Genomic DNA, 20985 nt, shown 5'->3' on the forward strand with positions numbered 1-20985 from the left:
AAAAAAGCTCGGCGTCCAGCATGTCGTCGACGCGTCGAAGGAAAGATTGCGCGAAGTCATGCCGGCGCTCGGCATGACCGAGGGTTTTGATGTCGGCCTGGAAATGTCGGGTGCGGCACCTGCCTTCCGCGACATGATCGACACCATGAACAATGGCGGCAAGATCGCCATCCTCGGCATTGCGCCGACCGGTTTCGAGATCGACTGGAACAAGGTCATCTTCAAGATGCTGCATCTGAAGGGCATCTACGGCCGCGAGATGTTCGAGACCTGGTACAAGATGATCGCCCTGGTGCAGGGTCCGCTCGACGTCTCGGGGCTGATCACCCACCGGATCGGGATCGACGACTATATTTCGGGATTCGAGGCGATGAAGAGCGGCAATTCCGGCAAGGTGGTGATGGATTGGTAGGGGCCGATAAGAGGCGTTGCGATCCTTCGCGCCCCCCTCTGTCCTGCCGGACATCTCCCCCTCAAGGGGGGAGATTGGATGTGACCTCGGCTTTCGCCAATCACCAATGTTGAAAGAAGGCGTAGCCGGCGAAGCTGCCAATCTCCCCCCTTGAGGGGGAGATGGCCGGCAGGCCAGAGGGGGGCGCTGTCCCGCCAACATGCCGGTATTTTCGTTCTGCAGACCTACTTTCCGCCCAGCGCCGCTTCCAGCGCGGCCGCTCCGTTGACAATCGCCGCGCGCTCGCCGGTGCTCAGCCTCGCCAATAATTCCCGTTCGAAAGCCTTCGCCAGCGGCACCATCTCGACATAGGCGGCAAGGCCGGCTCGGGTCAGTGTCAAATGCTCGACCCGCCGATCCTTTTCATCCGGGGTTCGGATGAGCCAGCGCCGCCGTTCGAGCTCCGCCACGGCGCGCGAAACCTTGGTCTTGTGCATGGCCGACTGTTCGCCAAGTTCCGTCGCGGTCATCGTGCCGTGCTGGCCGAGCCCGGCCAGCGTGCGCCATTCCGGGCGCGTGAGGCCGTGACGGTCCTTGTAGACCCTCGAGAATTCGCGGCTGACCGCATCGGCGAGACGGTAGAGCCGGTAGGGCAGGAAGCTTTCCAGTTCCAGGACGTCCATGGCTTCATATCCCGGCAGACGCAGTGGTTGATAGTTACATTTTCGATGGTTACAAATGAAACCAATTTTGGTCAATCCCAGCGCGCCGCGCGTCCTCTTTGACGCGCAAAGGACGCTCTGGCGGCGTTAATCGAGGAGGATACGATGGCCTTTTCCTATATGCCGGGCTTCGGCAACGACTTCGAAACCGAGACGCTGCCGGGCTCGCTGCCGCAGGGGCGGAACTCGCCGCAGCGGCCGGCCTATGGCCTCTACGCCGAGCAACTCTCAGGCTCGCCCTTCACCGCGCCGCGCGGCACCAATGAACGCTCCTGGCTTTACCGTATCCGGCCGAGCGTCAAGCATACAGGCCGCTTCAAGGCGGCGAGCTATCCGCTGTGGAAGACCGCCCCAAATGTCGGCGACCATGAACTGGCGCTCGGCCAGTATCGCTGGAACCCGGTGCCGATGCCGAGCGAGCCGATCGATTTCATCGCCGGCATGCGCTCGATCACAACTGCCGGCGACGTGCTCGGGCAGATCGGCATGGCGGCTCATGTCTATGTCGCAAACACATCGATGACCGACGACCATTTCTTCAACGCTGACGGTGAGTTGCTGGTCGTGCCGCAGGTTGGTGCCTTGCGCTTCGTCACCGAAATGGGCGTCATCGAACTCAGGCCAGGCGAGATCGCGGTCTTGCCGCGCGGCCTCGTCTTCAAGGTCGAGCTGGTCGACAACGAGGTGCGCGGCTATGTCTGCGAGAATTACGGCGCCAAGCTGACGCTACCGGACCGCGGCCCGATCGGCGCCAATTGCCTGGCCAATCCGCGCGATTTCAAGACGCCCTGCGCCTGGTTCGAGGACAAGGAAACGCCGTGCCGGCTGATCGTCAAATGGTGCGGCAATTTCCATGTCACCGAGATCGGCCATTCGCCGCTCGACGTGGTCGCGTGGCACGGCAACTACGCGCCCTACAAATATGATCTTGCGACGTTTTCCCCGGTCGGCGCGCTCCTGTTCGACCACCCCGACCCGTCGATCTTCACCGTGCTGACGGCGCCGAGCGGCGAGGAGGGTACCGCCAATATCGACTTCGTCATCTTTCCGCCGCGCTGGCTGGTGGCCGAAAACACGTTCCGGCCGCCCTGGTACCATCGCAACATCATGAGCGAGTTCATGGGCCTGATCCACGGCCAGTACGACGCCAAGGAAGAGGGTTTTGTCCCCGGCGGCATCAGCCTGCACAATCTGATGCTGGCCCACGGGCCTGACGCGCCTGGCTTCGAAAAGGCCTCGCGCGCTGAGCTGAAACCGGTCAAGCTCGACAACACCATGGCTTTCATGTTCGAGACCCGATTCCCGCAGATGCTGACCCGCTACGGCGCCGAACTCGAAACCAGGCAGGACAATTACATCGACTGCTGGGCCGATCTGAAGAAGCGCTTTAACGGCACGCCCGAGGGCGATTGGTCTTGAGCGTTGATCGGGTGCGCGACCGTCTGGTGCTTCTCGGTTCCAAGGGCGGACCGGCGCTCCGGCCGGGTGGGCCATGGCCGAGCTCGTCGCTGCTTGAGCTCGGTGGGCGAACCATTGTCGTCGATTGCGGACTGGGCGTGACGCGCGGGCTAGTCGATGCGGGTATCAACCTGAAGACGCTCGACCTGATCTTCATCACGCATCTGCATTCCGATCATGTGCTGGAACTCGGGCCGCTGATCCACACCGCCTGGACGGCGGGCCTGGCGAACCAGGTCAGTGTATACGGGCCATCTGGCACCGCCGACTACTGGCGACATTTCTGCCAGGCGATGGAATTCGACATCGACATCCGCATCGTCGATGAAGGCCGCCCGGACATTCGTGAGCTGGTGTCGGTGGCCGAATTCGGCGAGGGCGCGGTGCTTGAAGAGAGCGGCCTTAAGGTTACGGCGCTGCGTGTCGACCATCCGCCGGTGACCGATTGCTTTGCGCTGCGCTTCGAGCATGACGGGAAAAGCGTTGTGTTCTCATCCGACACGGCATTCTTCCCGCCACTGGCCGATTTCGCCAGGGGGGCCGACATCCTCGTCCATGAAGCCATGCTGGAACAAGGCATTGAGCGGCTGGTGGTGAGGACCGCCAACGGCGCGCGGCTGAGGGAACATCTGCTTGCCAGTCACTCGTTCGCCGAGGAGGCCGGACGTATCGCCAGCGATGCGGGTGTCAAAAGACTGGTGCTCAATCACCTCATTCCGGCCGACGATCCCGAGATCGGCGAAGCCGATTGGATCGCCGCTGTCAGGAAAACATGGTCCGGTGACTTGACGATTGCCCGCGACGGCCTTGTTGTGGGGCTGGAGCATGATCCCGAAAAGTGGGAACCGGTTTTCGGAAAAGATCATGCGTGAAACAAAGACGGCGCCAAAGCCGCAGTAGGAGAGGAAACCGCATGAAGCTTGCCACATTGAAGGACGGGACGCGCGACGGGAAACTTGTCGTCGTCTCGCGCGACCTGACGCGCTTTACCGATGCCTCGTTTCTGGTGCGCACGCTGCAGGCCGCGCTCGACGACTGGGGCCGCATCGCGCCGCACCTCGCTGCCATGGCGGAATCGCTGGAGAACAATGCGGTGCCGTCGGCTCGCTTCCACGAGCATGATGCCCATTCGCCGCTGCCGCGCGCCTATCAATGGGCCGACGGCTCCGCCTATGTGAACCATGTCGAGCTGGTGCGGAAGGCGCGCGGCGCCGAGATGCCGGCAAGCTTCTGGACCGACCCGCTGATCTATCAGGGCGGCTCGGACGCATTCGTTCCGCCGCGCGACCCGATCCGCATGACCGACGAGGAGTTTGGCATCGACATGGAGGCGGAGGTCGCCGTCGTCGTCGACGACGTGCCGATGGGGGCAAGCCTGGATGAGGCGAGGGACGCGATCCGGCTCATCATGCTGGTCAACGACGTCACGTTGCGTGGCCTCACCGGGCCGGAACTCGCCAAGGGTTTTGGCTTCTTCCAGTCGAAACCGTCCTCGGCCTTCTCTCCTGTCGCGGTGACGCCGGACGAGTTGGGTGACGCCTGGGATGGCGGCAAGGTCAGCCTGCCACTGCTCGCCGATCTCAACGGCAAGCCGTTTGGCCGGGCGAACGCCGGCATCGACATGACCTTCGATTTTCCGGCACTGATTGTGCATGCCGCCAAGACACGGCCGCTGGCTGCAGGCACAATCATTGGCTCGGGCACCGTTTCCAACAAGCTTGACGGCGGGCCGGGCAAGCCTGTCTCGGCCGGTGGCGCCGGCTATTCCTGCATCGCCGAGCTGCGTATGATCGAGACCATCGAGGCCGGTGAACCAAAAACGCCGTTCCTGCGCTTTGGCGACACGGTGCGCATCGAGATGAAGGGCAGGACCGGACATTCGATCTTCGGCGCCATCGAGCAGAAGGTCGAGAAATACGAGGGGTAGGAGATGACAGGCACGTCTTTCTACATGCTGTGCGGTGTCTGGGCCCTTGTCATGCTGGCGATCTTCATCCAGGCGATCCGGCTGAGCTACCGCATCGAGGCGCGTTCGCCCGGCCTGACCAACCGCAGCGGCTTTCCGCGCAATGCGATGATGTTCCACACCGTCACCAACACCAACGTCGCCCGCGATGAGGAAACGCAAGCCATGCGGCGGCGCATGAACCGGCTGCTGCTGATCGTTCTGGCCGGGTTCGTGGTCATGTGGGCAGGCTTGTATCTGGTGCGGTCAGGAGGAGCGTGACTGACAGATGCCCTACACTGCTCAATACCTTTGGTTTTCAGGACTTTGCAGCGTCGCAACCGGCTGGCTTCTGACTTCCGCAATCCGGCTCTGCCGGCAGGTCGAGGATCGATCTGAAAGACTGCGCAACTTCAGTAGCGTGGCGCGTCGGGCGAGGCTTGTTCATGTCGCTTTGAACCGAGACGTCGCAAGCGACGCTAAAACGAAAGCGCTGCGGCGCGGCATGAACGTTCGTCTTCTGGGTATAGCTGCCTTAGCCGTCATTGTGAATTTGGTTGTCTGGGCTGGTTGGGTAGGCGCATAGCATGGATATTCTCACCCACTTCAGCCGCATGGCTGGCAACAATCTCTGGTCGAACGACCGGCTCTATCGCGCCGTGCTTTCGCTCCGACCCGGTGAATTCGAGGCCGAACGCACCAGCTTCTTCCCCTCGATCAAGGCGACGCTCAACCACATACTGGCGGTCGATCATCTCTATCTCGATTTTATCGAGGAGGGTGGCGTCGGCGCTGCCGCCCATGACGATTTCGTGCCCTTCGACCAACCGCAGGCGCTGTTTGCCGCCCAGACCGTATCGGACCGACGGCTGATCGCCTTTTGCGATCATTTGTCGGCCGACGATCTCGACCGCCGCGTCATCACCGACCGGCGCGAGGACGGCATGATCCCCGAGCGCATCGGCGATATCCTCGCCCACGTCTTCCTGCACGACATCCATCATCGCGGGCAGGTGCACGCAATGCTGTCCGGCACCTCGGTCGCGCCGCCGCAACTCGACGAGTTCCTGCTCGACTACGATTTGAAGCTGCGGCAGGCGGAGGTCGAGCGGCTGGACCTGGAATGATCAGACCAACGCAACGTCATAGGCTGAAAAATGCCCATCCGCGGTGACCAACGTCAGGCCTTCAATTTGAGCCTGTGCAATGAGCAGACGGTCGAAAGGATCGCGGTGATGAAGCGGCAAATGCTCAAGCCTCGCCGCGTGTAGTTCATTTACACTGAGGATTGGAATCCCGTTCGATCGCAAGATGTCCACGATGTTGCCGGCGAACGTGATTTTGCCGAGCGATTTCTTGATGGCGATCTCTGCTACGGAGATGGCGCTGACAATCACATCTTCACCCGCAACAAAGATGTCGCGATGGTGATCTGAAAGACGTGAATCCGCGCTGAGGACCCAAAGCAGAATATGGGTATCGACCAGATATTTGCGGCTCATTTAATATATTCGTCCCATTCGGGACCGAGTTCATCAAAATCGTCCGATATCTGAATTTGGCCTTTCATGGCCCCAAACAGTCCTTTGCTCCCGCCAACCCGTGCGGGAGCGCTCAAGGTTGCGACGACCTCTCCATGCCGTGTCAGATGGATTTCTTCGCCAGCCTGTGCACGTTTCACCAACTCGGAAAGCTGGGCCTTCGCTTTTGCCATCGGAATATTCATCGTCAACCTCTTATGACCAGAATTTAGGTCATAATTGATCGAGCCGCAAGTCGACTGTGTCTGCCTACTCCGCCGCCTGCACCTTCAGCACGCCACGCTTGATCTGGTCCTGCTCGATCGATTCGAACAAAGCGCGGAAATTGCCTTCGCCAAAGCCTTCGTCGCCCTTCCTCTGGATGAATTCGAAGAAGATCGGCCCGATCACGGTTTTCGAAAAAATCTGCAGCAGGATCTTGGTCGTGCCGCCGTCGACGACGCCTTCGCCGTCGATCAGGATGCCATGCTTCTTCATCCGCTCGACCGGCTCGTCATGGCCGTTCACCCTGTCATGGGACATGTCGTAATAGGTCTCGGGCGGGCCTGGCATGAACTTCAGCCCGTTGGCGGCGAGCCTGTCGGTGGCGGCGTAGATCTGGTCGGTGCCGACGGCGATGTGCTGGATGCCTTCGCCATTGTACTTCTTCAGATATTCGGCGATCTGGCTGGTCTCGTCCTTGGATTCGTTGAGCGGGATGCGGATCTTGCCGCAGGGCGAGGTGATCGCCCGGCTGACCAGCCCGGTGATCTTGCCGTCGATATCGAAGAAATGGATCTGCTTGAAACCGAACAGGTTGCGGTAGAAATCCCACCATTTGTCCATCTGACCGCGATAGACATTGTGGGTGAGGTGGTCGAGATAGTAGAAGCCGACGCCTTCAGGTTTCGGATCGCGTGCGCCCAGCCACTCAAATTCGGCATCATAGGCCGAGCCCTTCTCGCCATAGACCTCGATGAAATAGAGCAGCGAGCCACCGATACCGACGATCGCCGGCACGTCGAGCGCCTTGTCGGTGCCCTCATGGGGGGTGGCGCCCTTGGCGACGGCGTGGTCGAAGGCATGCTTGGCATCGACCACGCGCCACGCCATCGAGGCAGCGCAGGGCCCATGCTTGTCGACGAACTTCATCGCATGCGAGCCCGGCTCGGCATTGACGACATAGTTGATGTCGCCCTGCCGCCAGACGGTAATATTCTTTGTGCGGTGCTTCGCCACCGCGATATAACCCATGCGGGTGAACAGCTCGGCGAGCTTCTCCGGCTGGGGATGTGCGAACTCGACGAATTCGAAGCCGTCGGTGCCGGCGGGGTTGGCCTTGCTGATCTTTGCGGGCGGCGCGTCGTGTGGGAAGGGACCCATGGCATTCCTCCAAAAGCTGACGTGGCCGCGAAGGGCCATCTCGACGCAATGATAGCGCGGGGCGGGTGCATGGTGCTTGCATTCAAACGCTTGAAATGATCAATCTATGCGTGAGTTGTGCATGCACGGAGAAGAATCCATGGATGAGACGCGCATTGATCAGTTTGACCGCAAGATAATGTCGCTTTTGCAAGGCGATGCGCGGCTCACCAACAACGATCTGTCGGAGCGGGTGAACCTGTCGGCGTCGCAATGCTCGCGCCGCCGCCAGCGGCTCGAGGAGGACGGCTATATCAAGGGCTATCGCGCGGTGCTCGACCGCGACAAACTCGGCTTCTCGCTGGTCAACGTCATCTCGGTGACCTTGGCCACCCATAACCGCGACAATGCGCGGCGCTTCGGCGAGCTGGTGGCGCGGCTGCCCGAGGTTCAGGAGGCGCACGCGCTGACCGGCGAGATGGATTACATCCTGAAGGTGGTGACGCCCGATCTCAGATCACTCTCGAAGTTCGTCAACGGCGTGCTCTTGCCGCATGAGTCCGTGCAGCATGTAAAGACAGCGATCGTGCTGGAGACGCTCAAGGAGACCGGCGCGCTGCCGATTTGAGAGTTCGACAGGCTGACAATTTCGTGGCAATGTTCGCCAAATGTTCCGCAAAAGGTGATTCGCCATGTGGATTGGAAGCGAGCTATTTCAGAACGGTGATCTGAGCACGACCCTGCATCACCAGCTTCGAGGACTTAGACAGCGGGTAGAAGCGCAGTTTCGACCCGGTCTGGGTATTTCGGACGAGCAACTAGCTTCTGAAATTGCAGCTCAGGCGCGATTCCAACCGCTTATGGTCGACTTTGACAGTCTCAAGAAAGATGTGGCCTCGGAGCGACTTACGATCCGCGACTACGGACGTGAGATCGAAGTTGATGGAGTGCGTGTTCTCCGGCGATCCAGCCCTCTTTTATCTGAAGCCAAATCGCTACTGGTCGATGGTGCCCTACGCCGTGATTGAACGTGGGACAATCGCTATTGGGGTAACAGGCGCAAACGATCCTGCACGGATCAAGCAAGAACTTGAGAACCAGGTTGATTTGTTAAAAAAGTATCTCGGCGCTCAAAATGAGCAAATAGAGCAGCACAATCAGCAACTCGCTGCTCAAGTTATTCCGTTGATAGCAGCCTGCCGTCAATCTGCCGAAAAGTTGGACGCTCTTCGAAAGGCGCTATAGGTACACCCTTCAGCCCTTGGACTGCTGGATCAGCCCATACAGATTGGTGCAGCGCGCGCCGGAGCGGCAATAGGCGAAGACCGGGCCATCGAGCTCGTCGAGCGCCACGGCCTGATCCTCGACATTCTCGGCCGTGATCTGGCCGCTGATCACCGGGATGAAGCGGAAGGCGAGCCCGGCGGCTTCGACCGCCGCCTTGACGCTGTCGGCCGAAGGCTGGCCGGGCTGCTCCTCATCAGGCCGATTGCAGATGACGCTCTTGAAGCCGGCTTCCTTGATGGCGGCGACGTCGTCGGGCTGGATCTGGCCCGAGACCGAATAGTCCTCGCTGATCTCGCGGTATTCCATGGCTGTGTCCTCGCAATCTGGTTTAGCGGCAGTCTTGCCACTCCCCGGCATGGGCGGCAATCCGCATCGGGGGAATTCTCTGCCAAATAGGCATTGCGAGCCGGAAAATCCAACCGGGACGATGATGCCCCGGTTGGATGGATGCGCTCGACTCAACTGCCGAGGATCGCGCCTTTGATCTGGGCAATGTTGTTGTGCATCATGTCGATATAGGTCGAGGCCGGGCCGTCGGGCTGCGAAAGCGCATCGGAATAGAGCGTGCCGCCTACCTTGATGCCGGTCTCGCTGGCGATCTGCTCGATCAGGCGCGGATTGGTGATGTTCTCGACGAAGATCGCCGCTGCCTTGTCCTGCTTTACCTGCTTGACCAGCTTGGCGACTTCGGCTGCCGAAGGCTCGGAGTCGGTCGACACGCCTTGCGGGGCAAGGAAGGTCAGGCCGTATGCGTGCTCGAAATAGCCAAAGGCGTCATGCGAGGTGATGACCACGCGCTTCTCCTGCGGGATTGACTGGATCGCCGCCTTCACTTCGCCTTCGACCGCGTCGAGCTTCCCGGTATAGGCGGCGGCATTGGCCTTATAGCTGTCGCAGCCTTGGGCATCGGCGGCGCAGAAAGCATCGGCGATGTTCTTCACATAGATCTTGGCGTTGGCGATCGACTGGAAAGCATGCGGATCGGTGACCGTCTTGCCGCTGCCGGTATCGGCGCCTTCGGCGGCATCGGCATCGGCGAATTCGGGTTTGAAATCGATCGGCGTCACGTCCTTGGTCAGCACGGCGATCGTCGCCTTGGTGGCGCTGGCGTCGACCAGGCGCTGCAGAAAGCCTTCGAAATGCAGGCCGTTGACCAGAACCACATCGGCGCCGGCCATCGCAACGGCATCGGCCGGGCTCGGCTCATAGACATGCGCATCGCCATCCGGCCCGACGATGGTGGTGATGTTGACCCGGTCGCCGCCGACATTTTGGCGAAATTGGCGATGACGGTGAAGCTGGCGACCACTTTCAGCGGCTCGGCAAAGGCCGACGATGCGCCAAAGGCGCTTAATGTTATAACGCTCATCGCCAGGGCGGCTCGGATCGATTTCAGCATTGGGCAGGTCTCCTTCAGGGGTTGGGGATCAGGCGGTTCTATGCCGGTGATGGATGATGCGGGCGCGCAGGATGCCGCGCGTGCCGAACAGGATCGAGGCAAAATAGACGACGCCGGCGGACAGGATGATGGCCGGGCCGGACGGCAGCGACGCATGATAGGACAAAAGCAGCCCGGCGATGCAGGAGGCAAAGCCGATCAGCACGGCCAGCACGCACATCGGCTCGACGCGCGCTGTCCAGAAGCGGGCTGCGGCCGCAGGCAGCATCATCAGCCCGACGGAAAGCAGCGTGCCGAGCGCCTGGAAGCCGCCGACGAGGTTGAGCACGACGAGGCCAAGGAAGATGAAATGCACCGGGCTGCCCAGCCGGCTGACCGAACGCAGGAACAGCGGATCGAGACATTCGGCGACCAGCGCCCGCCAGAAGATGGCAAGGCTGACCAGCGTGACGACGACAATGCCGCCGATCAGCGTCAGCGCCTCATTGTTGAGCGCCAGCACGGTACCGAACAGCACATGCATGAGATCGACGCTGGAGCCGCGGATCGAGACCATCAGCACGCCGATGGCGAGCGAGATCAGATAGAAGGCCGCCATCGAGGCGTCCTCGCGCTGGATGGTGAAGCGCGAAACGGCACCCGCGCCGAGCGCCACGATGATGCCGGCGATCAGGCCGCCAATGGTCATCGGCAGGATTTCCAGCCCATAGAGCAGGAAGCCGGCGGCGGCGCCCGGCAGGATGGCATGGGCCATCGCGTCGCCCGACAGGCTCATCCGCCTCAGCATCAGGAAGACGCCGACCGGGCAGGCGCCGAGCGACAACATCAACGAGCCTATCAACGCCCTCTGCATGAAGCCGAAATCGGCGAAGGGAGCAATGAAGAGGCCGTAGAGCATGTCCATCACGCCGCCCTCGGTCCAGCACCGTGATGGTGATCGTGGCCATGCACGTGATCATGATCATGATGGTCGTGGTCATGGCTGTCGGGCTCGCACCATGGCGCGTTCTCCTCCCAGGCTTCATGGAAGCGCCGGGCGCGCAGCAGGTTTTCAGGCTTCAGCGTTTCCCTGGTCTCCCCCCAGGCGACAGGCTGACGGGCAAGCAGCAACGTTTCGGGGAAATTCCGCCGCACCAGGTCGAGATCGTGGACGACGACCATGACGGTGCGTTCCTCGCCATGCCAGCGCTTGATCAAGGCAATGAGGTCGCCAACCGTCTTTGAATCGACCGCGTTGAATGGCTCGTCGAGCAGGATGAGGTCGGCGTCCTGCAAAAGCACGCGGGCAAACAGCGTACGCTGCAACTGGCCGCCGGACAGCGTGTCGATCGGGCGCTTCTCGAAGCCGCCGAGACCGACGGCCATCAGCGCCTGGCTGACCGAATCGCGATCTTCCCTGGTATGGCGGCCGAGCAGCCCGCGCCGTGGCCACAGGCCGAGCGAGACCGGATCGACGACCCGGGCCGGAAAGGAGCGGTCGAGCTCCGACTGCTGCGGCAGATAGGCGGCGCGCACGCCGGGCGCCCGGATGACGGCGCCGGCCATCGGCTTGAGAACGCCGACGATCCCCTTCATCAACGTCGACTTGCCCGAGCCATTGGCACCGACGACAGCGGTCAGCGAACCCTTGCGGATCGTGCCGTTAAGATGATGGATTGCCGGATGGCTGTTATAGCCCAGCGTCAGGTCGCGGAAGGTCAGGCAGGCATTTGTCATCAGACGATCCGTGGGCGGAAATCGGCGAAACTAAAGAGGTCGAGTCGATATGTGATGTTATTACATAAATCAACAAGCCAATCCGGCGGAATTGCGACGCAGCGGTCAACTCGTTGTGTACGCGCCTGGTTCGGGGCGGAGGGCTGTTGGCTCAAAAGCTTTCACCCCGGGCTACCTTGCCCCAAGCCGGCGGCGACTCTAAAGAGGCGCGACCGACAAAAGGAAGGAAACGCCCAATGAGCATTCGTCGCATCGATGTTGGCCCGCGCATGAGCCAGATCGTCATCCACGGCAACATTGTCTACCTGGCCGGCCAGGTCGGCGAGCCCAGCGGCAATGTTGCCTCGCAGACTCGCGACATTCTGGCGGCCATCGATGAATTTCTGGCCAAGGCCGGCACAGACAAGACCAAGATCCTGCAGGCGATCATCTGGCTGGCCGACATGAGCACATTCTCCGAGATGAACGCGGAATGGGACAAGTGGGTGCCGCAGGGCCACACCCCGGCCCGCGCCACCGGCGAGGCCAAGCTTGCCGGGCCGGAGTATCTGGTGGAGATCATCGTCACCGCGGCGATCTGAGGCGAGGGTGAAGCTGCCAATCTCCCCCACGAGGGGGGAGATCGGACGGCACGCCGGCTTTCGCCAATCTCAAACCCCTGCAACTCACCCCTGAGAGGGCGTGAACCGCGCGACCAGCATATGGCTCCCGGCCGCATAGGTGAAACGGACATGGGTGACCGGGTGCTCGGCGCTCCATGTCCGCCGCTCGACCACCAGGCACGGGGCCCCGGCTGCGATGTCGAGTGCCGCCGCAATGTGTTTGTCGGCGGCGACAGCGCGGATGCGGTGTTCGGCGGCACTCCACGGCACGCGGCCGATCAGCCACGGGCCGGGCGCGATGCCGAGAAATTCCTCGTCGGCCGCTTCGGTCACGGCGGCCAGGTTGATCAGCCGCTGTTCGTGGGCGAACGGTCGCTTGCCGGCGAAATGCCGGCATTCCAACACCAGCACCGGCCCGGCGGCGTTGAGTTCCAGCAATGTGCGATCCTCGACGTTGCTGCGGCGCTTGTGCCGAGCCACGCGCTCGTAGCGATAAAGCAGGCCGAGCGCCTCGACCTCGATCCTGATGTCATGGATCTCCAGCACCGCGGCTTGCGACTGCGGCCGGCGGACAAAGCTGCCCGAACGGCGGCGGCGCTCGATCAGCCCGGCCTTGGCGAGCTGCGACAGCGCCTTGTTCACCGTCATCCGCGAGCAATTGTATTCGGCCGTCAATTCATGCTCGAACGGAATGCGATGGCCGGGAGCCCAGGCGCCGGACAGGATTTTTTCGCTGATGTCGGACAGGATGCGCCGGTGCAGCGAGACAGCCTCGCTGCCTTCCACATCCCCACCATTCGCATCCAATGTCTCGATCATGCTCATGCCGAGAGCGCCGTCATCACTTTGCGGAAGCGCTGGGCAATGGCATCGCGCCTTGCGTGCCTGCCGCCGCTGACCAGTTTTGCGCCATGCACCCAGACGCAGTCGACCTTGGTGCCGTTGGCGAATATCCAGGCATCGAGGATAGCGTCGCCGCTCTTGCCGGCCAGCGAGGGATGATCTGCATCGAGCGAGATGAAATCGGCAGGCGCACCGGCGGCTATCCGCGACGGGCCGGCGCCAAGAGCGGCGCTGCCGCCGTCGAGTGCCGCATCGAACAGCGCGCGGCCGGTCGAGCCGCCCGCCACAGCGAGCACGTTGCGGGCACGGTGGGCGAGGCGCTGCGAATATTCGAGCTGCCGCAATTCGTCCGGCAGGCCGATCAGTACGTTGGAATCGGAGCCGACGCCGAAACGGCCGCCATGTTCTCTGAACAAAGGCGCGGCGAAGGTGCCGTCGCCGAGATTGGCCTCGGTGATCGGGCAGAGACCGGCGACAGCGCCGCTCTGGGCCATCGCAATTGTCTCGGCTTCCGTCATGTGGGTGGCGTGGATCAGGCACCAGCGCTTGTCGATCCCGGCATTGGCGAGCAACCATTCCACCGGACGCGCGCCCGACCAGGCAAGGCAGTCCTCGACCTCTTTCACTTGCTCGGCGACGTGAATGTGGATCGGTCCGTCGGGTGCCATGGCGGCAACCCCGGCAAGTTCATCCGGCGTCGCGGCGCGCAGACTGTGCGGCGCAACGCCGACGACGGGCTGATTCAACGCGCGAACACATTCCCGGCTTTTCTCAAGCAGCAGCGAGAACCGGTTCACATCATTGATGAATCGCCGCTGGCCTTCATTGGGAGCAGCACCGCCGAAGGAGGAGTGCGCATAAAACACCGGCAGAAGCGTCAAACCGATACCGGTGTCGGCGGCCGCGGCAGCGATGCGCTCGGCCATCTCGGCGATGTTGGCGTAAGGTTTTCCGTCGCGGTCGTGGTGGAGATAGTGGAATTCGCCGACGCGTGAAAAACCGGCCTCCAGCATCTCGACATAAAGCTGCGCTGCGACCGCCTCGACCTGGTCCGGCGTCATCGACAGCGCGAAACGGTACATCACCTCGCGCCAGCTCCAGAAACTGTCGGCCGATGGGCCGCGCAATTCCGCAAGGCCGGCCATGCCGCGCTGGAAGGCATGGCTGTGCAGGTTCGGCATTCCCGGCAACAGAATGGCGTGATGCTCGTCGCCGGGGCTGGGCGATGCGCCCGGCTCGACCGTCGCGATGCGGCCGTCGGCAGCAACGATCCGCACCTTGTCATGCCAGCCGTCGGCCAGAAGCGCCTGTTCCGCAAAGATCGCCGTCACGTCTTTCTCCGAATCTCTGATCGCTCGCGATGATAGCGCTTGCACCGCGCCTCAATATGTATATACATAATCGTCATCAATTGAAACGGAAAAAGATGATGGCGGCAGCGAACAAAAGCCGGGCAGGGGGTCTTCGTCTTTGGCGGAATGCGCGCCTGGCGACCATGGCCGAGAATGCGGCTGGATTGGGCATCGTCGAGAAGGGCGCGATCGTCGCGCGCGAGGGCCTGATCGCCTATGCAGGCCCGGAAACCGAGATGCCGTCGTCTCTCGCTCAAGGCGCAGAGCCCATCGATTGCGAAGGCCGCTGGATCACGCCCGGCCTGATCGACTGCCACACCCATCTCGTCCATGCCGGCAACCGCGCCAACGAATTCGAGATGCGGCTGGCAGGAGCCACCTATGAAGAGGTCGCCAGGGCCGGCGGCGGCATCGTTTCCTCGGTAAAGGCATTGCGCGCCGCCAGCGAGGACGACCTGGTAACCCAGTCATTGCCGCGTCTCGATGCGCTGATTGCCGAAGGCGTCACCACTGTCGAGATCAAGTCGGGTTACGGCCTCGACCTCGACAACGAGAAGAAGTCTCTGCGCGCCGCCAGGCGGTTAAGCGAAGAGCGGCCGGTGACGGTCAGGACGAGTTTCCTCGGTGCCCATGCGCTACCGCCGGAAGCCAAAGGCGACAAGGACGCCTTTGTCGATCTGGTCGCAAACGAAATTCTTCCGGCGGTCGCCGCCGAGGGTTTGGCCGATGCCGTCGATGGGTTCTGCGAGGGCATCGCCTTTTCGCCGGAACAGATTTCGCGGGTCTTCGATGCGGCCAAGGCGGCTGGACTGCCGGTAAAGCTCCACGCCGACCAATTGTCCAATCTGCACGGGGCCGAGCTTGCCGCGCGCTATGGTGCACTGTCGGCCGACCATCTCGAATACACCGACGAGGCCGGCGCCGCGGCAATGGCTAAGGCTGGCACCGTGGCGACGATCCTGCCCGGCGCCTATTATTTCATTCGCGAGACCAAGAAGCCGCCGATCGGCCTGTTCCGGCAGCATGGCGTCAGGATGGCTGTCGCCACCGACAACAATCCCGGCACCTCGCCGCTGACCTCGCTGCTGCTGACCATGAACATGGCGGCGACCTTGTTTGGGCTGACCGTCGACGAATGCCTGGCCGGTGTCACCCGCGAGGCTGCCCGCGCGCTCGGCCTGCTCGGACAGACCGGCACGCTTGAGGCTGGCAAATCGGCCGACCTCGCGATCTGGGACATCGAGCGCCCAGCCGAACTCGTCTACCGCATGGGCTTCAACCCGCTGCACGCCCGCATCTGGAGGGGACAATGACCGAACTCGACCTGAAGCCGGGCAACGCGACCTTGGCCGACTGGCGCGCCATTTATCGCGGCGCCGTGCCGAAACTCGACAATTCGTGCTGGCCCAAGATCAAGGCGAGCGCCGAGGCCGTGGCGCGCATCGTCGCCAAGGGCGAACCGGTCTATGGCATCAACACCGGCTTCGGCAAGCTGGCCAGCGTCCGCATCCCAGCCGCCGATCTCGAAACGCTCCAGCGCAACATCGTGCTGTCGCATGCTGCCGGCGTCGGCGAGCCGATGCCGGTCGCGGTGGTCCGGCTGATGATGGCGCTGAAGCTCGCCAGCCTGGCGCAGGGCGCCTCCGGCATTCGGCTTGAAACCGTCGAACTCCTGGAAGCGATGCTGGCCAACGATGTCATTCCGGTAGTGCCCGCACAAGGCTCGGTCGGCGCCTCAGGCGACCTCGCGCCGCTGTCGCATATGACGGCGGTGATGATCGGCGTCGGCGAGTGTTTTACGCCGCATGGCCGCTTCCCGGCCAAGGTCGCTTTCGTCTCGCATGGGTTGGAGCCGGTGACGCTCGGTGCCAAGGAAGGCCTGGCGCTGCTCAACGGTACGCAGTTTTCGACCGCTTATGCGCTGGCTGCTTTGTTCGAGGCCGAAGTTCTCTATCAGTCGGCGCTGGTTGCCGGTGCGCTGTCGACCGACGCGGCGAAAGGCTCCGACGCACCCTTCGATCCGCGCATCCATCTCCTAAGAAAGCATCGCGGCCAGATCGAGACGGCGGACGCGCTGCGCCAACTGATGGCCGGCAGCGCCATCCGTGAATCGCACCGGGTCGGTGACGAGCGCGTGCAGGACCCTTATTGCCTGCGCTGCCAGCCGCAGGTGATGGGTGCCGCCCTCGACGTATTGCGCAAGGCCGCCGATACGCTGGGCACCGAGGCCAACGGCGTCACCGACAATCCGCTGATCTTCGCCGAGGACGACACCGCACTGTCCGGTGGCAATTTCCACGCCGAGCCGGTCGCCTTCGCCGCCGACATGATCGCGCTTGCCGTCTGCGAGATCGGTTCGCTGTCGGAGCGGCGCATCGCCATGCTGGTCGACCCGGCGCTGTCGGGCATGCCGGCCTTCCTGACGCCGAAGCCCGGCCTGAATTCCGGCTTCATGATCCCGCAGGTGACGGCGGCGGCACTCGTTTCCGAAAACAAGCAGAAGGCCTATCCGGCCAGCGTCGATTCCATCCCGACCTCGGCCAACCAGGAGGATCACGTCTCGATGGCAGCGCATGGCGCGCGCCGGCTGATCGGCATGGTCGAGAACGCGACGGCTGTCATCGGCATCGAATTGCTGGCCGCGACCCAAGGCTGCGATTTCCATGCGCCGCTGGCCTCGAGCGATGCATTGGAGGCGGTGCGCAAGCTGGTGAGAGCCGAAGTGCCTCACCTCGACAATGACCGGCATTTCCATCCCGACATGGAAAAGGCCATCGCCATGGTTCGCAGCGGCGCGGCGGTGAAGGCTGCTGGTGCGATAGCATTGCCGGGGATTGCGTCATGAGACGGTACGCCATGACAGGCAGCGTTCCTTCGCGCCCCCCTCTGTCCTGCCGGACATCTCCCCCACGAGGGGGGAGATTGGCCGTCATCTCTGCTTTCGCCAATCTCCAACGTGGCAGGACGGAGCGAGGCGCCAAAGCTACTGATCTCCCCCCTCGTGGGGGAGATGTCCGGCAGGACAGAGGGGGGCGCCGTAGAGCCCCAACGCGGGGAGATCTTTCATGACCACCCCTTCCTGGCTCACCGTCACACCCGGCACTGCACCCCTGCTGGTCTCGATCCCGCATACCGGCATCGATCTCGCCGGCCTCGACGATCGGCTGGTTTCGCCCTGGCTCGGTCGCCGCGATTGCGACTGGTGGATCGACAAGCTCTATGACTTTGCCGAAGGCCTTGGCGCGACTTTCGTCCACACCGCGATCTCGCGCACCGTCATCGACGTCAACCGCGACCCGTCCGGCGCTTCGCTCTATCCTGGCCAGACGACCACCGGTCTTTGCCCGACAGAGACCTTCGACGGCGATCCGCTCTATCGCGAGGGCGAAGAGCCCGGACCTTCGGAAGTCGACGAACGCCGCGAAAAATACTTTATGCCTTATCATGCGGCCTTGCAGGCTGAGATCGACAGGCTGCGCGCCCTGCACGGCCAGATCGTGCTCTACGACTGCCACTCGATCCGCTCGGTGCTGCCGCGCCTGTTCGAAGGCACACTGCCGGTGTTCAACCTCGGCACCAATGACGGCAAGAGCGCCGACCCGGCCTTGCAGGCCATGGTCGGCGGGATCCTCGCCGGGGCCGGCGAGAGCTTTGTCGTCAACGGCCGCTTCAAGGGCGGCTGGATCACCCGCCATTTCGGCCAGCCGCAAGATGGTGTCCACGCACTGCAGATGGAACTCTCCAACCGCGGCTATATGCGCGAGCCCGAAGGCAAGGGCGCACCGGACAATTGGCCCGTGCCCTACGATGCCGCCTTCGCAGCGCCCATCCGCGCCACGCTGGAGAACATCCTCAAGACCGCGATTGTCTGGGCGCAAAGCTGACACGCGCCGCCTACCTCATTCGAAAGGGAACGCCATGAACGATCCTCGCCACAATATCCGCGAAGTCCGCAGCCCACGCGGCACCGAGCTCAATGCCCGGACATGGCTGACGGAAGCGCCATTGCGCATGCTGATGAACAATCTCGATCCCGATGTCGCCGAAAACCCCAATGAGCTGGTCGTCTATGGCGGCATCGGCCGGGCGGCGCGCACCTGGAACGATTTCGACCGCATCGTCGCATCGCTGAAGACGCTTGGCGACGACGAGACGCTGCTGGTGCAGTCGGGCAAGCCGGTCGGCGTTTTCCGCACCCATGCCGACGCGCCGCGCGTGCTGATCGCCAATTCGAACCTGGTGCCGCACTGGGCGACCTGGGAAAAATTCAACGAGCTCGATAAGAAGGGCCTGATGATGTACGGCCAGATGACGGCCGGTTCGTGGATCTATATCGGCACGCAAGGCATCGTGCAGGGCACCTACGAGACCTTCGTCGAAGCCGGCCGCCAGCATTACGGCGGCAATCTCCGGGGCAAATGGATCCTGACAGGCGGCCTCGGCGGCATGGGCGGCGCCCAGCCGCTCGCCGCGGTGATGGCCGGCGCCTGCTGCCTGGCCATCGAATGCGATCCCGACCGCATCGATTTCAGGCTGCGCACCCGTTATGTCGATGAGCGCGCCGACACGCTGGACGAGGCGCTGGAAAAGATCGAGCGCTGGACCAAGGCCGGCGAGGCGAAGTCGGTCGGTCTGGTCGGCAACACCGCCGACATCGTGCCGGAGCTGGTGCGGCGTGGTGTGCGCCCCGACATGGTCACCGACCAGACGTCGGCGCATGATCCGTTGAACGGCTATCTGCCCAAGGGCTGGTCGCTGGCCGAATGGCGCGAGAAGCGGACGTCTGACCCGAAGGCGGTCGAGAAGGCCGCGCGCGCGTCGATGCGCGAACATGTCGAGGCGATGGTGGCGTTCTGGAACGCCGGCGTGCCGACGCTCGACTACGGCAACAACATCCGCCAGGTGGCGAAGGAAGAGGGGTTCGAGAACGCCTTTGCCTTCCCCGGCTTCGTGCCAGCCTATATCCGCCCGCTGTTTTGCCGCGGCATCGGCCCGTTCCGCTGGGCAGCGCTCTCCGGCGACCCGGAAGACATCTACAAGACCGACGCCAAGGTGCGCGAACTGACGCCCGGCAACACCCATCTGCACAACTGGCTGGACATGGCGCGTGAGCGCATCGCCTTCCAGGGTTTGCCGGCGCGTATCTGCTGGGTCGGCCTCGGCGATCGGCATAGGCTCGGCCTCGCCTTTAACGAGATGGTGGCCAAGGGCGAGCTCAAGGCGCCGGTGGTCATCGGCCGCGACCATCTTGATTCCGGCTCGGTCGCCTCACCGAACCGCGAGACGGAATCGATGAAGGACGGCTCGGATGCGGTGTCCGACTGGCCGCTGCTCAACGCGCTGCTCAACACCGCGTCTGGTGCCACCTGGGTGTCGCTGCACCATGGCGGCGGCGTCGGCATGGGCTTTTCGCAGCATGCCGGCATGGTCATCGTCGCCGACGGCACGCCAGCGGCGGCCAAACGGCTGGAACGCGTGCTGTGGAACGACCCGGCGACCGGCGTCATGCGCCACGCCGACGCCGGCTATGACATCGCGGTTGATTGCGCCAAAGAGCACCAGCTCAACCTGCCCGGCATTCTCGGCTGACCCGAACCGTGCGCATCCTCAGGGCCGCCGAATACCGTGTCATGCCGTGGAAGAACGGCGGCGGCACCACGACGGAGATCGCCGTCTCGCCTGACGGCGCCGGGCTCGACGATTTCGACTGGCGCGTTTCGATGGCGCGCGTCGAAAGCGGCGGTCCATTCTCGGGCTTCGTCGGCGTCGACCGCACGCTGGCCGTTCTGGACGGCGATGGCGTCGTGCTCGACATCGCCGGCCGAGCCCCGATCGAGCTGACCCAGGCGTCGGCGCCATTTTCGTTTCCGGCCGACGTGCCGACGCAGGCAGCCCTGATCGCCGGCCCCATCACCGATCTCAACGTCATGACCCGCCGCGGGCAGATGACGCACAAGGTCGAACGCCTGGTCATTTCAGCTCCGTTGGACATCCACATGGAGGCCGCAACGACGCTCGTTCTGTGCCTCGACGGCATCGTCACGGCCGGCCACGCGGGGGTCGCTAAGCTGGAACCTCGCGATACGCTGATGATCGGACCGGATGCCCGGGAAATGCGCCTGGAGCCTGCCCGAACGGCGACGCTGTTCGTGATCCGCATCGACCGCATCCCAGCGAACGATTAACGCCTGTCTCCAAACATGATCGCGGCCCGGGCCGAATTTGACGTAAGCTGCTGCCCGCATCACGAAAAAGCCTGAATCCTTTCTTCGATCAAATCGGATGGAGAGAGGGGCGCTCGTCCGGAAGTTGTCGAAGACGACGCCCTGTCGTGGTGCGGACATAACTTTCGGCCAATTGTCGTGATGCAACCAATTGCATTTGAACC

At 62.8% G+C, this 20985-nt stretch carries 23 protein-coding genes and 1 pseudogene; 14 read left to right on the plus strand and 10 right to left on the minus strand.

The genetic code is table 11. From position 1 onward, the window contains the following. Window positions 1–412, plus strand: a 412-nt coding sequence (locus MESS4_RS15235; RefSeq protein ID WP_036241385.1) for a zinc-binding dehydrogenase, incomplete at its 5' end; no start/stop codon positions are given. Between the two features lie 224 nt (window positions 413–636). Here the strand turns inward: MESS4_RS15235 and MESS4_RS15240 are convergent. Further along, window positions 637–1074: a MarR family transcriptional regulator gene (locus MESS4_RS15240; protein ID WP_006332360.1), complete on the minus strand. Its 438-nt coding sequence runs from the start codon at window positions 1072–1074 to the stop codon at window positions 637–639. A gap of 144 nt (window positions 1075–1218) precedes the next feature. On the opposite strand from MESS4_RS15240, the gene hmgA reads away from it, so the two are divergent. The 5 genes from hmgA (at window position 1219) to MESS4_RS15265 (ending at window position 5643) form a co-directional block, all read left to right on the plus strand. Continuing rightward, entirely contained in the window at window positions 1219–2532 is a 1314-nt protein-coding gene (hmgA, locus tag MESS4_RS15245; RefSeq protein WP_006332361.1) for a homogentisate 1,2-dioxygenase, read from the plus strand. After that, window positions 2529–3443: an MBL fold metallo-hydrolase gene (locus tag MESS4_RS15250; RefSeq protein WP_006332362.1), complete on the plus strand. Its 915-nt coding sequence runs from the start codon at window positions 2529–2531 to the stop codon at window positions 3441–3443. The genes hmgA and MESS4_RS15250 overlap by 4 nt, the downstream gene beginning before the upstream one ends. A 41-nt stretch (window positions 3444–3484) precedes the next feature. Continuing rightward, window positions 3485–4498: a fumarylacetoacetate hydrolase family protein gene (locus MESS4_RS15255; RefSeq protein ID WP_006332363.1), complete on the plus strand. Its 1014-nt coding sequence runs from the start codon at window positions 3485–3487 to the stop codon at window positions 4496–4498. A 3-nt stretch (window positions 4499–4501) separates the two neighbouring features. After that, window positions 4502–4798 (plus strand): hypothetical protein, encoded by a 297-nt coding sequence (locus MESS4_RS15260; RefSeq protein ID WP_006332364.1) that lies wholly within the window; start codon window positions 4502–4504, stop codon window positions 4796–4798. 305 nt (window positions 4799–5103) lie between these two features. Next, the gene (locus tag MESS4_RS15265; protein WP_006332368.1) at window positions 5104–5643 is read left to right on the plus strand and encodes a DinB family protein; all 540 of its coding nucleotides are present in this window, start codon (window positions 5104–5106) and stop codon (window positions 5641–5643) included. Here MESS4_RS15265 and MESS4_RS15270 read toward each other — a convergent pair whose 3' ends face one another. The 3 genes from MESS4_RS15270 to hppD all read right to left on the minus strand — a co-directional run bounded on the left by MESS4_RS15270 (window position 5644) and on the right by hppD (window position 7419). After that, entirely contained in the window at window positions 5644–6018 is a 375-nt protein-coding gene (locus MESS4_RS15270) for a type II toxin-antitoxin system VapC family toxin (protein WP_006332370.1), read from the minus strand. Continuing rightward, a complete protein-coding gene (locus MESS4_RS15275; RefSeq protein ID WP_006332371.1) occupies window positions 6015–6242 on the minus strand; it encodes a type II toxin-antitoxin system prevent-host-death family antitoxin in 228 nt (75 codons plus the stop codon). Before MESS4_RS15275 ends, MESS4_RS15270 begins: the two co-directional genes overlap by 4 nt. Window positions 6243–6306: 64 nt before the next feature. Further along, the gene (hppD, locus tag MESS4_RS15280; RefSeq protein WP_006332372.1) at window positions 6307–7419 is read right to left on the minus strand and encodes a 4-hydroxyphenylpyruvate dioxygenase; all 1113 of its coding nucleotides are present in this window, start codon (window positions 7417–7419) and stop codon (window positions 6307–6309) included. 139 nt (window positions 7420–7558) lie between these two features. On the opposite strand from hppD, the gene MESS4_RS15285 reads away from it, so the two are divergent. Further along, complete coding sequence (locus tag MESS4_RS15285; RefSeq protein WP_006332375.1) at window positions 7559–8026, plus strand: Lrp/AsnC family transcriptional regulator; 468 nt, start codon at window positions 7559–7561, stop codon at window positions 8024–8026. 311 nt (window positions 8027–8337) lie between these two features. Next, complete coding sequence (locus MESS4_RS15290) at window positions 8338–8643, plus strand: hypothetical protein (protein ID WP_198292759.1); 306 nt, start codon at window positions 8338–8340, stop codon at window positions 8641–8643. Window positions 8644–8652: 9 nt separating this feature from the next. On the opposite strand, the gene MESS4_RS15295 is transcribed toward MESS4_RS15290, so the two are convergent. The 4 genes and pseudogenes from MESS4_RS15295 to aztA form a co-directional block, all read right to left on the minus strand. Beyond that, entirely contained in the window at window positions 8653–8991 is a 339-nt protein-coding gene (locus MESS4_RS15295; protein ID WP_006332381.1) for a TIGR01244 family sulfur transferase, read from the minus strand. Window positions 8992–9143: 152 nt separating this feature from the next. Beyond that, window positions 9144–10084: pseudogene (gene aztC / locus MESS4_RS15300) on the minus strand (zinc ABC transporter substrate-binding protein AztC). Between the two features lie 28 nt (window positions 10085–10112). After that, window positions 10113–10988, minus strand: a complete 876-nt coding sequence (gene aztB / locus MESS4_RS15305) for a zinc ABC transporter permease AztB (RefSeq protein ID WP_006332385.1) — start codon at window positions 10986–10988, stop codon at window positions 10113–10115. Next, the gene (aztA, locus tag MESS4_RS15310) at window positions 10988–11800 is read right to left on the minus strand and encodes a zinc ABC transporter ATP-binding protein AztA (protein WP_006332386.1); all 813 of its coding nucleotides are present in this window, start codon (window positions 11798–11800) and stop codon (window positions 10988–10990) included. Before aztA ends, aztB begins: the two co-directional genes overlap by 1 nt. A 236-nt stretch (window positions 11801–12036) precedes the next feature. Here aztA and MESS4_RS15315 point away from each other — a divergent pair, with 236 nt between their 5' ends. Then, window positions 12037–12381: a RidA family protein gene (locus MESS4_RS15315; RefSeq protein WP_006332387.1), complete on the plus strand. Its 345-nt coding sequence runs from the start codon at window positions 12037–12039 to the stop codon at window positions 12379–12381. Between the two features lie 84 nt (window positions 12382–12465). Here MESS4_RS15315 and hutC read toward each other — a convergent pair whose 3' ends face one another. Both hutC and MESS4_RS15325 read right to left on the minus strand, forming a co-directional pair. Continuing rightward, entirely contained in the window at window positions 12466–13227 is a 762-nt protein-coding gene (gene hutC, locus MESS4_RS15320) for a histidine utilization repressor (protein ID WP_006332388.1), read from the minus strand. Then, window positions 13224–14576 (minus strand): formimidoylglutamate deiminase, encoded by a 1353-nt coding sequence (locus MESS4_RS15325; protein WP_006332389.1) that lies wholly within the window; start codon window positions 14574–14576, stop codon window positions 13224–13226. The genes hutC and MESS4_RS15325 overlap by 4 nt, the downstream gene beginning before the upstream one ends. A gap of 98 nt (window positions 14577–14674) precedes the next feature. Here MESS4_RS15325 and hutI point away from each other — a divergent pair, with 98 nt between their 5' ends. The 5 genes from hutI to MESS4_RS15350 all read left to right on the plus strand — a co-directional run bounded on the left by hutI (window position 14675) and on the right by MESS4_RS15350 (window position 20782). After that, the gene (hutI, locus tag MESS4_RS15330) at window positions 14675–15910 is read left to right on the plus strand and encodes an imidazolonepropionase (protein ID WP_006332390.1); all 1236 of its coding nucleotides are present in this window, start codon (window positions 14675–14677) and stop codon (window positions 15908–15910) included. After that, window positions 15907–17442 carry a histidine ammonia-lyase gene (hutH, locus tag MESS4_RS15335; protein ID WP_006332391.1) on the plus strand — a complete coding sequence of 512 codons (1536 nt, stop codon included), beginning with the start codon at window positions 15907–15909 and terminating at the stop codon, window positions 17440–17442. Before hutI ends, hutH begins: the two co-directional genes overlap by 4 nt. 220 nt (window positions 17443–17662) lie before the next feature. Then, the gene (gene hutG / locus MESS4_RS15340; RefSeq protein WP_006332392.1) at window positions 17663–18481 is read left to right on the plus strand and encodes an N-formylglutamate deformylase; all 819 of its coding nucleotides are present in this window, start codon (window positions 17663–17665) and stop codon (window positions 18479–18481) included. A 34-nt stretch (window positions 18482–18515) separates the two neighbouring features. After that, window positions 18516–20186 carry a urocanate hydratase gene (hutU, locus tag MESS4_RS15345; protein ID WP_006332393.1) on the plus strand — a complete coding sequence of 557 codons (1671 nt, stop codon included), beginning with the start codon at window positions 18516–18518 and terminating at the stop codon, window positions 20184–20186. A gap of 8 nt (window positions 20187–20194) precedes the next feature. Then, window positions 20195–20782, plus strand: coding sequence for a HutD family protein (locus MESS4_RS15350; protein ID WP_006332394.1), 588 nt, complete (start codon window positions 20195–20197; stop codon window positions 20780–20782). Window positions 20783–20985: the final 203 nt, after the last annotated feature.

It is taken from the genome of Mesorhizobium sp. STM 4661 (assembly GCF_000359125.1).
Classification (GTDB): domain Bacteria; phylum Pseudomonadota; class Alphaproteobacteria; order Rhizobiales; family Rhizobiaceae; genus Mesorhizobium.